This is a genomic window from Colidextribacter sp. OB.20 (assembly GCF_009911595.1).
Classification (GTDB): domain Bacteria; phylum Bacillota; class Clostridia; order Oscillospirales; family Oscillospiraceae; genus Lawsonibacter.
Genome location: NZ_QWKG01000007.1, coordinates 1 through 13,409, shown reverse-complemented (window position 1 = coordinate 13,409; position 13,409 = coordinate 1). Strand labels below are relative to the sequence as shown.

At 47.6% G+C, this 13,409-nt stretch carries 12 protein-coding genes and 1 pseudogene; 9 read left to right on the top strand and 4 right to left on the bottom strand.

Annotation, left to right across the window (positions count from 1 at the left end):
* Positions 1 to 315: 315 nt before the first annotated feature.
* From tnpB to D1641_RS19090, 4 genes are all read left to right on the top strand, one after another.
* Positions 316 to 657, top strand: a complete 342-nt coding sequence (tnpB, locus tag D1641_RS02635; protein ID WP_347707375.1) for an IS66 family insertion sequence element accessory protein TnpB — start codon at positions 316 to 318, stop codon at positions 655 to 657.
* A gap of 240 nt (positions 658 to 897) precedes the next feature.
* Entirely contained in the window at positions 898 to 1,299 is a 402-nt protein-coding gene (locus D1641_RS02630) for an IS66 family transposase zinc-finger binding domain-containing protein (RefSeq protein ID WP_160662851.1), read from the top strand.
* Positions 1,300 to 1,430: 131 nt separating this feature from the next.
* Positions 1,431 to 1,853: a transposase gene (locus D1641_RS02625; protein ID WP_279285644.1), complete on the top strand. Its 423-nt coding sequence runs from the start codon at positions 1,431 to 1,433 to the stop codon at positions 1,851 to 1,853.
* Positions 1,854 to 2,081: 228 nt separating this feature from the next.
* Positions 2,082 to 2,297, top strand: a complete 216-nt coding sequence (locus D1641_RS19090) for a hypothetical protein (RefSeq protein ID WP_201757218.1) — start codon at positions 2,082 to 2,084, stop codon at positions 2,295 to 2,297.
* A 115-nt stretch (positions 2,298 to 2,412) separates the two neighbouring features.
* On the opposite strand, the gene D1641_RS02615 is transcribed toward D1641_RS19090, so the two are convergent.
* Both D1641_RS02615 and D1641_RS02610 read right to left on the bottom strand, forming a co-directional pair.
* A complete protein-coding gene (locus D1641_RS02615) occupies positions 2,413 to 3,849 on the bottom strand; it encodes a hypothetical protein (RefSeq protein WP_160662848.1) in 1,437 nt (478 codons plus the stop codon).
* 15 nt (positions 3,850 to 3,864) lie between these two features.
* On the bottom strand, positions 3,865 to 4,389 hold the full coding sequence (locus D1641_RS02610) for a hypothetical protein (RefSeq protein ID WP_160662847.1): 525 nt from the start codon (positions 4,387 to 4,389) through the stop codon (positions 3,865 to 3,867).
* Between the two features lie 284 nt (positions 4,390 to 4,673).
* Here D1641_RS02610 and D1641_RS02605 point away from each other — a divergent pair.
* A pseudogene (locus D1641_RS02605) lies at positions 4,674 to 5,864 on the top strand (IS256 family transposase).
* A gap of 510 nt (positions 5,865 to 6,374) precedes the next feature.
* Here the strand turns inward: D1641_RS02605 and D1641_RS02595 are convergent.
* Entirely contained in the window at positions 6,375 to 8,792 is a 2,418-nt protein-coding gene (locus D1641_RS02595) for a UbiA family prenyltransferase (RefSeq protein ID WP_160662845.1), read from the bottom strand.
* A gap of 121 nt (positions 8,793 to 8,913) precedes the next feature.
* Positions 8,914 to 9,162 carry a hypothetical protein gene (locus tag D1641_RS19085; protein WP_201757213.1) on the bottom strand — a complete coding sequence of 83 codons (249 nt, stop codon included), beginning with the start codon at positions 9,160 to 9,162 and terminating at the stop codon, positions 8,914 to 8,916.
* 33 nt (positions 9,163 to 9,195) lie between these two features.
* On the opposite strand from D1641_RS19085, the gene D1641_RS02590 reads away from it, so the two are divergent.
* The 4 genes from D1641_RS02590 to D1641_RS19080 all read left to right on the top strand — a co-directional run bounded on the left by D1641_RS02590 (position 9,196) and on the right by D1641_RS19080 (position 13,400).
* Complete coding sequence (locus D1641_RS02590; protein WP_201757212.1) at positions 9,196 to 9,513, top strand: hypothetical protein; 318 nt, start codon at positions 9,196 to 9,198, stop codon at positions 9,511 to 9,513.
* A 6-nt stretch (positions 9,514 to 9,519) separates the two neighbouring features.
* Complete coding sequence (locus D1641_RS02585; RefSeq protein WP_160662843.1) at positions 9,520 to 10,230, top strand: hypothetical protein; 711 nt, start codon at positions 9,520 to 9,522, stop codon at positions 10,228 to 10,230.
* A gap of 107 nt (positions 10,231 to 10,337) precedes the next feature.
* Positions 10,338 to 11,699, top strand: coding sequence for a hypothetical protein (locus tag D1641_RS02580; RefSeq protein ID WP_160662842.1), 1,362 nt, complete (start codon positions 10,338 to 10,340; stop codon positions 11,697 to 11,699).
* A gap of 12 nt (positions 11,700 to 11,711) precedes the next feature.
* The gene (locus D1641_RS19080; RefSeq protein WP_201757211.1) at positions 11,712 to 13,400 is read left to right on the top strand and encodes a hypothetical protein; all 1,689 of its coding nucleotides are present in this window, start codon (positions 11,712 to 11,714) and stop codon (positions 13,398 to 13,400) included.
* Positions 13,401 to 13,409: the final 9 nt, after the last annotated feature.

The following is a 13,409-nucleotide window of genomic DNA, read 5'->3' as shown; positions in this document are numbered from 1 at the left end:
GCCATGTACTCTCGAATAGTACATGGCACTGCTTGTATTGTAGCGGGATAGATTTTTGGGGGAGGGAGACGCAATGGGGCGGGGCCTGCAAGGGGTAAATTATCGGGGGCATCTGGCAGCGTGGAGTCGGCAAGTGGAAGCATACCGGAAGATCGGACAGCGAGTGAGCGAATGGTGCGGGGCGCATGGGATCCCGATATCCACATACTATAGCTGGCAGAGGAAGGTGTTCCAAGCCGCGTTATCAGAGAACGAGGTTTGCTTCGCAGGTGTTTCTGTAAGGCCCGCAGCAGCGGAAACGGCGGCGAGTATCCAATGTGGAGAGCTGTGGGTGGACATCCACGTCGGAGCAGGCACAGAAACGATCCGGGCAATCATTCGGGCCCTAAAGTCATGCTAAGCGATTTCAAATGCAGGTGTCCGGTATGCCTGGCCTATGGGTACACGGATTTGCGGCGTGGAATCAATGGTCTGGCTGAGCTGGTGCAGACACAGTTCCAGTTGGATCCGTTCCAAAACGCACTGTTTCTGTTCTACGGACGACGAAAGGATCGGATCAAAGGGCTGTACTGGATGAGAGACGGTTTTGTGCTGCTGTACAAGCGGCTGGAGAGCGACAGCTTCCAGTGGCTGAGGAACGGTGAGGAGGCGCGGTAGCCCACAGCGCAGCAGTACCGGTGGCTGATGGAGGGGCTGAGCGTAGAGTAGCCGAAAGCGCACAAGATAGTGTCTGGGCTAAACATCGTCTTGCAAAATCGTGGGGAAAACTAGTATTTTTCGGGGCTTCATAGTATAATTGAAGCCATGAAAGAGCAGAGAAATGAGACAAACGCCGTGGAAACGATTACGATTTCCCGTGCGGAATATGAGGAGCTGAAGGGCCAGAACGAGTGACTGATGGAGCAGTTGTGCCTGTTGAAGAAGAAACAGTTTAGCGCATCCAGTAAGCAGAGCAAAGGGCAGTTGTATGGTCAGCTGAGCCTGCTGTTCAACGAGGCGGAAGCGTATACTGCCCCGCCGGGGCCGCAAAAGACCACCCAAGTGGCAGGCCACACCCGGAAGCAGTCCGGCAGCGTGAAGGAAATAGTGCTGGACAACATCCCGGTGGAGGTTGTGGAGCACCGGCTTTCGAAGGAGGAGCGGGTGTGCCCGCAGTGCGGAGAGCTGATGCAGGAAATCGGGACAGAGGTGCGGGAGACATTGAAACTGATTCCAGCCAAAGCCATTTTGAGCTACGACGTATACTACACCTACGCCTGCGAAAACTGCGAAAAAATTATATCTCAACGCCCATCATGAAAACGCCGAAGGAGCCGTCTGTGATCCCTGGTAGTTTCGCCTCACCGGAGGCCGTTGCTCACATCACAATGCAGAAATTCGTAATGGCCAGCCCGCTGTACCGGCAAGAGCAGGAATAGGCGCGGTAGGGGCTGAAACTATCCCGGCAGACCATGTCTAACTGGGTGCTGCGGGCAACGGAGGATTATCTGTTGCCGGTCTATGAAGAGTTACACCGGCAGTTGGTGAAACGTGGGGTGCTTCACGCCGGTGAGACCACTCCCAGGTACTCCACAAACCGGGAAAGAGGACCCAGACCAAGCTATATGTGGCTGTACCGGACGGGCCGGGATGGTGAATCGCCCATCGCGCTCTATGAGTACCAGCCCAGCCGGAAGGCGGAACACGCGGCAAAGTTTCTGGACGGCTTTTCCGGGTATCTCCACACGGACGGCTACCAAGGCTATCATAAGTTGCCGGGGAATATCTGGGTGGCTGGCTATTGGGCCCACGCCCGGAGGAAGTTCGACGAGGCACCGACAATCGGGAGGGCACGGCAGCGCTCACCGGACTGAAATATAGCAATAAGCTGTTCGCCTGGGAGGAGCAGTTCAAAGAGTTCTCTCCAGAAAAGCGGAGAAAACAGCGTCTGAAAGAGGAAAAGCCGATTTTAGACGTGCTTTTGGCGTAGGCGGATTCTGTCTCCGCCGCACCCAAGTCCGTGCTGGGCAAAGCCTTGCACTACCTCAAAGAGCAATGGCCTTATCTCCTGCGGTATCTGGAAGACAGACGGCTGGAACCAGGTGGAGCGCAGCATCAAGCCCTTTGTGATTAGCCGCAAGAACTTCCTGTTTGCCAACACTCCGCTGGACGTCCAGGCCAGCGCGGTGATTTACAGCCTAATTGAGACAACCAAAGAATCGGGGCTAAAGTCCTTCCGCTATCTGACCTGGGTTTTGGAAACCGTTCCAACACTGAATCGTACCGCAACAGGCTGGCCGTGCCGCTCTCCCGGCTAATGCGCCTGAGTTTTGCGCAACTACATAATTCTTTTGAACTGTAGCGATGATTCGCTTCAGCGCTGCGGCTCTATTTGCGGCTGGATGATTTGACGCTTACGAAGCTTTGATGAATTTATTTACCCAAAATGAAGTTAAACGAATCATCTAAAACAAAATTCCATTCTTCTCTTCTGGCAATTTTTCTCCAGTCGTCAACATCAATTTGGCCCTGCCACTCATTTCCAATTGCTTCAACTTCGCCTTTTTCTGTAAGTCCTAGAGTAAACCCGAACCCAGCATCAATTGCAACGATATCTTCCCAACCGTCGATTTCTTCACTCTCTTTTGAATCAAGCGTTGCTAAAACAACATGTCCATTAGATTTTAACCCAACTATATGTGAATCTCCAGCAGCAATTGCAATAATATCAGTCCAGTCATTTACGCTAAATCTGTGCAAGCCGTTTTGATAGGCCACAACTACCGTTCCGTCCTTTTTCAATGCAGCAGTGTAACTCTGCGATCTACCACCAGCAGCAATTGCAATAATATTAGTCCATTCATCTTTATGGTCTGCAATATTTTTCAGTTGGTTGCCACTTCCATACCCTGTAATATAAATATTGCCATCTTTGTCTAGGCCAACGGTATGCCTTGGCCCTGCAGCGACAGATACGATATTAGTCCATTCATCAATATCTATTTGTTTGTCTCCATTGTGTCCTTGTGCAGTAAGAGTTCCATCATTCTTCAATCCAATAATATATAATTCTCCAGCAGCCACTTCAATAATATCTCTCCAATCGCTTGTATCAATACGATAGTTCCCTATTCGACCTGTAGTCACAACACTGCCGTCTTTTTTTAGACCAATAATAAAATGCCCTTTTGCAGAAATAGATATAATATTATCCCACTCTAATAAAACTTCTTTATATCCTGGATCAATCCCTGCAAACTCAATCTTACTATCTTCTGTTACTCCGGCCGAGAAACGAACCCCAGCCGAAATAGTCTTTGAAAGAGATAAGCGTTTAATATATTCTATGCACTTTTCTAGCATAGCGTCAACTTCTTCACTATATCCATTGATTGATATTAAAAGACTGTAGGCTGTTTTGTAATTTCCTGAGTCAAAGCATTCAACTGCATCACTATATTTTTGCTCTTTTTCTTTTTGCGAATTAATTAGTTTGTTGATTTCACTAACATAAGATTCTGGTGTCTCTTCTTGATTTGTTATGTTCGCAATATCTTTATCTTCTAATCTTTCAAAAATAATTCTGGCTTCCTCATATTTCCGTTCCGAAAACATAGATACCGCTTGGTCATACTCGATTCTATTTCTTGCTTTTTCAATATATAACAGGTTGTCTTGATAGTCACCTAATCTTATTAAGATATTTATCCCATTTTGATAATCACCATTGTCCACCATGGATTTTCCGATTTCGTATTTTGTTAGTAAATCACGCCTGGTACTCTCTGCGCTATAAAAGAAAATGGCGAGGAACACTACAAAACAGGCAATAACAACAAATATGTTTCTTTTGGATGTTTTAAACATCATACTACCCTCTTTAAATTATTGCTGTACATTAGAGCTTTGTCTGTCCTTTGCTCCGCATTCGAGGACCACACCCATAATGATATTTCCAACAAGTGCAACGGCTGTAATCTTTGCTATAACAATCGACCTGTCCGCTCTAATATCTGCTCTTCCCAAACTTTTTTCCTCGACCACCTCTGTAATAATAGTATCTTCAGTGTAGTTCTCATTACCTGCAATCGTGGTTTCCTCAGAGCTAAGTAGCCAAGAATAAAACAGTAAACATATACCAAGAGATACCAAGGAGATAATACTAAACACCTTTTTCCAAGCCGAGGAGAATATCCGCTCCTCGTCTGTTGCATATCCGCAGGCATTGGCAGCCACAGAAAAGGTAATTGTCACAAACCCTGGTACATAATCAACTTTAAACAAATTAAAATCATATCCTATATACCATTCATATCCAGCAGCCACCAGAAATGGGATGCAGGAAAGAACAACTCCATACAATAGCCATCGAGCAACTTTTGCTGGCTTCGTGTATCCCTTTTCCACCATTGTAACCTCCCTACAGTACAAAATTTATCAAAATTTAGGGTCGTGGTTTTAAGAAGCTAAGCAAATTCTTCGACATTATACAGCTATTTTAGATTCAATTCAAGATGATAATCTGTTTTCTCTATAATTTCATGGTAAGCGTCAAATCTCCGAGCACAAGAAAGCCCTTTGCCAGGGTGACCGATAAGGTATCATAAGTTTCGCAAAAAGGAAAAGAGACACAGTTTGCAGCCCTCTGGTAGAATGAAGTAGCGACACACCATTCTGAAAGGAGACTGCAAACCATGTCCGAGAAGATTGTACAGCTAAATGAAGAAGTAATCAAGGGTCAGATCAAGGAACTTGTGCGAGACAGCGTGGAAGAAACGCTCAACGAACTGCTGGAAGTGGAAGCAGAGAAGCTGACCCAGGCGGCGCGGTACGAGCGCAATGAGCAGCGGCAGGGCTACCGTAGCGGCCATTACAGCCGCAATCTCACCACAACTTCCGGGGATGTTACCCTGAAGGTGCCCAAACTCAAGGGAATTTCTTTTGAGACAGCCATCATCGAGCGGTACCGCCGTCGGGAAAGCAGTGTGGAGGAAGCGCTCATAGAGATGTACCTGGCTGGGGTGTCGGTGCGGCGAGTGGAGGACATTACCGAGGCTCTGTGGGGCAGCAAGGTGTCACCAGCCACCATCAGTGAGCTGAACAAGAAAGCCTACGTCCATATCGAGGATTGGCGGAACCGGCCCTTGCAGGGCGGCAGATATCCCTACGTCTATGTGGACGGGATCTATCTGCGGCGGAACTGGGGCGGAGAGTATGAAAATGTGGCAATACTGGTGGCGATTGCGGTAAACGAGGACGGATACCGTGAAGTTTTGGGCGCCGCCGAGGGAATGAAAGAGGACAAGGACAGCTGGGTCGGTTTCTTCCAGTGGCTGCGTGGCCGCGGCCTGGACGGGGTCAAGCTGGTGGTTGGGGACAAGTGCCTTGGTATGCTGGAGGCTGTGGGAGAAGTGTTCCCGGAGGCCAAATACCAGCGCTGTATCGTCCACTTTTACCGCAATGTGTTCTCCGTAGTCCCTCGCTCCAAGGTGAAACTGGTTGCCAAGATGCTCAAGGCGATCCATACTCAGGAGAGCAAAAAGGCCGCACGGGAGAAAGTAAAAGCAGTTGTGAAGGAACTGCGTTCCATGAAATTGAAGGCGGCTGCCAAGAAAGTAGAAGATGGCATTGAAGAGACGCTCACCTACTGCGATTTTCCCAGCGAACACTGAACCCGCATCCGTACCAACAATGTCATAGAACGGCTCAACAGGGAAATACGCCGTCGCACCCGTGTGGTGGGCTGTTTCCCAGATGGCAACTCTGCCCTCATGCTTGTCTGTGCCAGGCTGCGCCATGTGGCCGGTACGCAGTGGGGCAACAAGAAGTACATGAATATGAAGCACTTAGAGGCCACCCTGGAAAACGTCTCTATCGCCGGCTGACTTCTTTCTTCCAGAGTCTGCAAACTTAAAGTGCGAAAAACTCTTGACACTACCTCCTGTAGCGGTAAATTCATTAAAATTACTTCGTATTTTGGTGAAAAATGGAGAATTTCGGGAGAATCATATTTATATTTAGATAATAATTTAGAAAAGCCACAAAAAATATAGAGTATCTTCGATCAAAAAAATAAATATTAACGCATCATTCAGCGCAAGATAGCACAAAATGCCGGCAATTATATTTAAAAATCGAGTACTTTCGTTCCCCCAATCGTTCATATGCATTTTTAACGATACGATAGCTTTTGGTATCTGAGTAGCAAAAAACCTCAATCTTGTTGGATGATTTCAAAAATTCATATATTGAAGTCATCTTCACCTCTGCGCCGGTTTGCCAAATATGGTTGGGATAGCTTGTTAAATGTACTATTTTGTTTTCTCCACAAAATATACCATAATGCCAATATAGTATCCGGCGAACCCGAACAATATTTCCTGGTTTAAGTTCTGCTAAACAAGAATTGGCAAACTGCATACAATTATTACCCCCCACAGAAGATATATGCCGTATTCAGTTTTATTGTCCGAACAAGAAAACCATATTTTATAACTTATAATTAAAATGCCAACAGCAATACTTGTAATCCCTAAACTTATAGATATTATAAATTGATATGAAAGTAAGTAGAATACTACTGCTAAACTACTCATAAATATACTCAAATTCTGTGTTACACGTTCTCCTAACAAAGTGGCAACTGTAAACTGACCAACTGTGGTATCTCCAGATATGTCACGGACATCCATCAATAGCTCTTTTCCAATCGTTGATAGTATTATGGCTAAAAGAAATAGAGATTCATTTACTTTTGGTTTATAATAATAAAAAACAATTAAAAAAGGGGTAATGGTCAGCAAACCAGTAATTAATGTTTTCACATAACCTATATGTTTAGCGCAAAGACTATACAAAATTGTTCCAATGCCGGCAATAATACATATGCCCGTTTCAAATGTACTCTGACTAAATACGAGTAATATTATTGCAGATATCAAGTATAGTAATACACAACTAGATATTGCAAAATGTTTTGAGATGACCCCAGAAGGTATAGCACGATTTGGCTTATTTATCAAATCCTTTTCTGCATCAATATAATTATTTAAGGCAAACCCTGCCATTGCTATAAATGTCAGGGGTATGGGCTTAACTAGTGACATAAAGAAATTAGATGTATTGATAATTGATGGTACAAATATGAGTAAGAAAATCATTGTAACTGAAGGGACATGAAGCAATTCAAATATCTTTGTTATCCTTGTTTTTACATCTTTAATATCTTGGGAAGTCGCTCTTTCGTTTGAATCAAGGTGCCGTTCTGTAGAATCTGTTTTCTCGGATGTTTTATTTCCACTGTTAATCTTTTTTATAAGCTCAATTGCAATAATCAATAGGCACAAAAAAGTAACTGATATGTAGTGCATACATACCACTGAAAGTTTATATGGAAAAGGAGCCCCTGTCTGTCCAATAGATTCACGAATAACAAGCGTAGCAATAAAACATACTAATGCACCTGACGATGACCAACATAATACCTGCTTACAAAGATTTTTCGTTGTTTCATAATATGAAAGATTAAACATCAGATTCAATATATTAATAGGAGATTCTTTTTTTATGACATGTTGTAATATTATTCCCACCATAGGAAAACCAGATAATATATATAATACCGTTGGAATGTTTTCAGAAAGAAAATTCTTAAGCTGATCAACTTTATCGTTTGGAAGCACTTCAAATACAACAAGTAAAAATGTACATACCGCAGTTAAAAAAATTTTTATTCTTCTTATAACTTTCTCGTTAGGAATATATTCATAGTCATCTTCTGTTTGATGATTAAAGTAAAAAATTCTAATAACAAGATAAGTACATCCAATGATACAAAAACCTATCATGTAAAAGGGACTGATATTTACCCCCGAAGAGAAAATATATATTATCGGTATGAAAACCAGCAATGCCACTGTTACAATATTTGCTGATCTAATATAGCGTCTTATTTCAATTCTATCATTCCGTCTTCTTTCGACTACAGCCCATGCCTCAAACTGTGCAAAAACAGAGGAAATAACTACTGCCCACGCTACAAGCCCCATATGTTGAAATGGCAATAAGGGTTCTTCATTATTTCCATTATTAAGTGGTATTTTTACAACATTTCCAAATAAAGTGAAGACAAATAACAGGATTAAAAAGACAAGGTGTGCAGGGTGCAATGCTTCTTTCTCTTTGCGTTTATAATCCTCCACCCAAAACATAGTAATAGAATATAAAGTTGCTATCCCCATGGGTAAAACAATTGGAATACCAGCTACTAGATTTATAGAAGATGACTCACTTATAACCAAAAAGTAGCCACAAACGATATTTAATGCAACAATATACAAAGATGGCCAAATTAATTCCAACCTTACTTTCTGCTGCTTTAAAGGATTTTCTTTATTAGCCCACTTATTTGCTTTCTTATTCATTAAGATACAACTAATAACTGTTATAACAGAAAAGCAGGCCACTACTAAAGCATAAGCTAAACTATAACAACTAGATATTGCAATAAGGACAAGCATTTGAACACTACAAACATATCCAATAGAATTCTGTGTTCCCATTTTAATCGGAGGAATAGGGAGTTTCTCGCTTCCTCTAAAAGTTTGAGTATAAAATGTCAAAAAAAGAATGGCATCGAGTAGTAGAGGAACAGCTAACAGAGGATATTTTATACACATAATCAATTTTATTGGTACAGCATGAATCTTGAGTGCATGAAGAATCCCATACGTGATTGACATAATAGAAATTGGAAGGTACAAGAATGCCCTTTTCAAATATGGATTTTCTCTGGAATTTTTTTTAGTCTTCATGAATATCCCCTACCAAATCGTATTGAGTTCATAACTAGTAAATAATTATACCATAGCCTGTTTGTAAATAGAACCCTAGAATCGAAAAAAGATTGAATAGGTAATTGGCACAGCATTGGCTCTATATTGGCGCAGCCCTGCCCTTGAAGCGCAAATCCATATATGCTACAATAATCATGCTCAAAACTGTAAGCACAACTGAAAACGGCCACAGAAGGACGCTGGAAGCGTCTTTTTCTTTGCCCTTCTGCGGCCACTGAGACAGCATCCAAACACTTGGGTGCTGTTTCTTTTTCGGCAGAAACACAATTAAAAAGGAGGTTTCCCCTTGAATCAAGACAAAACACCACACCTGCACCTTTTCCGACATAGAAAACGACCAAACCCCGCCCGAAGTGCCTTTATGGTCTACTTGGGAACCAGTCTGTCCCCACTGCTCTGCCAGCCCGCCTCGGCGGCTGGCACAACGATCTGGACCAAGGCCAACGACATTATGAAGGACGTCTACACTCAGATCCTCACCATCTCCACCATCGCCGCCATCGTCACGGCGGCTGTTGCCCTGCTGATGATGAACTTCTCCCGCTCCGGCCGGACGGTGGATGAATCCCAGGCGTGGTTGAAGCGCATCGTCATCACCTGGATCATCCTGAACTCCCTGGGATTCATCATGTCGTATATCACTCCCTTCTTCGCCGGCGGGCAGTGGACCGCACCGTAAACACTCATGGGAATTTTAGACGGCATTGTAGAGTGGATCGCAGAACAAGTCATGTACGGCCTGGATTTGATAAACACATCAGTTTTGGGCGCTCTGGGCTGTGACATGGCTGTGTTCCTGCGCTATTTCCCAGCGGCGGAGACCATGTGTGAGGTCTTTGTAGCTCTAGCCATCGGCCTGATCCTGCTGGTATGGGTCTGGAATCTGTTCAAAAACTTTGGCTTGGGAATTGGGACGGAAGCAGAGGACCCCGTTAAGCTGACCATCCGAGCGATTCTGTTCATCGGCCTGGCCTACTACTCCGACCAGATCGTGGATATGGTGTTGGATATCGGCGGTACGCCCTACAGCTGGATACTGACCTCCACGCTCCCCAGCCTGGATTTTGCCAGCTTCAGCTCGGTCATGCTTACTATCATCGGTGTCTGCGCCAATGGAGCTGTGGCACTGATTGTTCTGATTCTGGTGCTGATTCTGGCTTGGAATTACCTGAAGCTGCTCTTTGAGGCGGCGGAGCGGTATGTGCTGCTGGGCGTCCTGGTCTATACAGCGCCGATGGCTTTTGCCATGGGTGCGTCTCAGGCCACATCCAACATTTTCAAGTGCTGGTGCAGGATGTTCGGCGGTCAGGTGTTCCTGCTGATGATGAATGCCTGGTGTCTGCGGCTGTTTACCAGTATGGTAGGGACCTTTTTGGCCAACCCGCTATCACTTTAACAGGAGGAGATCATACGAAAAAACAAAAAATCATTCGTCTGCTGACCCTGACCGCACTGATGGCGCTTATGCTCTGTACTCCGGTCTTTGCTCTGGAGGAAAGTGAGGTGGAGGCTGCGGTTGCGGCATCCAGCAAGGAAGCTGTCACCGGAAATGTACTGATTTGGTTTCTGTGCGCAATCGCGTTTCTCAAGGTATCCCAGAAAATCGACAGCTTCATGGCGACTTTGGGCGTCAATGTGGGCCGGACCGGTAGCTCCATGCTGGCCGAGGCCATGATTGCCACCCGGGGCATTACCACAGTGGCGGGGTTCGCCGGGCACACACTGGGCAGGGGCAGAGGTACAGCCGGCTCCGCTGGAGTACCCGGGGCCTCCAGTTCTGCTGGCGGATTCTTCAAAGGCGGTCTCATTGGGATGGCCGGCAGAAAAATTACCAACAGCGCAGTCAAGACCGCCACCACTCAGACCTCCGCCGTCCATCCCGCTCAGAAACAGGCTGGAGCCACTGTGCATACGGCCAGTGAGAAACAGTCCTTCGCGGCGGCTCATACTAACAGCACAGTACAATCTGGTGGCAGCACTCACACTGACAGCAGGTTCCAAACCGATCATGTGTCGCAGCAAGAGGGCGTTATTGTCATTGGGCAAAACACGCCCTCTGTTCAGGCGGACCGGGGCCAAATTTCTGACAGTGCGATTCAGCCCACCCCCGCTATGCAGCAAGAGGGGGCGGTCCTCACCAGTAATGAAACACAATCCTCCAGTGTCGTTCATAACGAGGGACAGAGCGACAGCGTACTGCGGCAAGAGGGAGTCATCCAGACCGGCGGCGAGCAGATTGTTCACAGCTCCAGTGAGAAGGTCCATTCGGAGACGGCCCAGCAGGACGGCGGCGGCACAAGTGAAAGCCATACTGTTAATCACACCCGCAGCGTGGAGAATGCTCATCGGAGCAGCCACAGTATATTCCCCGTCCGTATGCCGACCCTGGGCGGCAAAATCTTCTCCAATTCGCTGCAATCTGGCGGTCAGTTTGCCAATGACGTAATTGGTATGGTGGCCCGGGGCGATATGCGCTCTACTGGCTCCATCACCGGCGATTTGGCCGCCCAGTCCCTCCAGTCCTACATGGGCCACACCGCTATTGGCTCTGGCGATACCGAAAAGGTGTCCTACTCCCAGGTGGAGATCGGCGGCGGACGCATCACTGGCCGGGAAGTGACCCCGGAACACCCCCAGGGCATCGACTTTGCCATGTACCATGTAGACCAGTACACCAAGCCCGAGGGCAGCTATCAAAAGATGTTTTCCGCAGACGGAGCGGCGTGGTACAAGCAGCAGGCTGTTGATACGGTGGTCAAGACCCCGTTCAAGACCCCGTTCAAGGCCCCGGACGGTGAGATCGGCTATCAGAAGGAGATCGTCAAGCGGCTGCCTACCCCGCCAAAGCGGAAAGACCGAATGTGAGGAGAGATTTTTATGGAACACGAACAGCGTGACAGCTATCTGATTCCACCAAACTTTATCGAGGGCGGCACACTGCTGGGCGGCATGTTTAGGACCCGGAATGTCATTGAGGCCGGTATTCTGGGCGCCGTCGTTGGACTGCCGGTCCTCAACCTGGGATTTTCCCTGACTGCCCGGATTATCATTCTGTGCCTGACGGCCCTGCCCCTCGTCCTCCTGGCCCTGATTGGCGTTGGGGGGAGCAGTTTGTCATCGTTCATTCTGCTGTTTTTCAGCTATCTGCGAAACCGCCGAGTATTGTCCCAGGACGCTCCGGCGCGGGGGTGGGACGGCAAGGAGCTGTCCATGCTCCCTACCTGGTTGCAGAGTAAGCGACCCGCAGAGGAACAAGAGGCCGAAGCACAGCCCAAAAGCAAAAGCCGCTTTCAGGTGGATTTGAAGGCGCGAAAGCTGGATCAGTTCAAAACATTTCTGGAGCCGGAGGAGGTGGTGCGTCCCATCAATCCACTGGCCGACTACATTCCCATTGAAAAGGTCGCCAACGGCATCATCTACACCAGAGATCACCGCTATGTCAAGCTGGTCGAGGTGGTCCCGGTCAACTTTCTGCTCCGCAGCGCCCGGGAACAGCGCAGTATCATTTATTCCTTTATCAGCTATCTGAAAATTGCGCCGGTGAAGGTACAGTTCAAGGTGCTGACCAAGCGGGCGGACATCAACCGGCACATGGACACGGTACGCCGGGAGCTGGCCCAGGAGACGGACGAACGCTGCCACCAGCTGCAAGAGGACTATCTGCGGCTGATTCAACAGCTGGGGTCCCGTGAGACTATCACCCGGCGGTTTTTCCTGGTATTTGAACATGAGCCGCTACCCGGAACCAAACGGGGCCAGGAGGAGGCGGAGGCCATCGCCTCTCTCCAGACCGCCGCCCGTACCGCAGCCAACTACCTGCGTCAGTGCGGCAACGAGGTTATCAGCCATGAGAATGAGGATGAAGCCACCTGTGAGATCCTTTATAGCATCCTCTGCCGTCAGGCCAGCAACGAGCGGCCCTTTCCCCAAAAGGTCAAGGAGGTGCTGGCCGAGTACATGGTGGCCGGGCGGCCCCTGGATACCATTCCCTCCAATGACTTCTACGCCCCGTCCAATATCGACCTGACCCACGGGCGATACATCTGCATTGACGGTGTGTACTACGCCTACCTGCTGGTGCCATCGGACGGCTACAAGGCCCAGGTGCCCGCCGGCTGGCTGTCCCTGCTGGTCAACGCCGGGGACGGGATCGACATGGATATGTTCCTCTCCCGCCAGCCCAAAGACCGGATGATCCGGAAGCTGGGCCAGCAGCTGCGCATCAACCGCAGTAAGATCAAAGAAACCAGCGACACCAACACCGATTTCGACGACCTGGACAGCGCCATCCGAAGCGGCTACCTTCTGAAAGACGGCCTGAGCAACAATGAGGACTTCTACTATCTGAATTTGCTCATTACCATCACCGCCGACAACGTGGACGACCTGGAGTGGAAGGTGGCTGAAATGAAGAAATTGCTGCTCAGTCAGGATATGGATATACAGCCCTGTTCCTTCTGTGAGGAGCAGGCTTTTTTGTCCTCGCTGCCCCTGGTGTCCCTGGAGCGGCGGCTGTTTGAGCGGTCCAAGCGGAATGTCCTCACCCTGGGGGCGGCCAGCTGCTAAACTGTACCC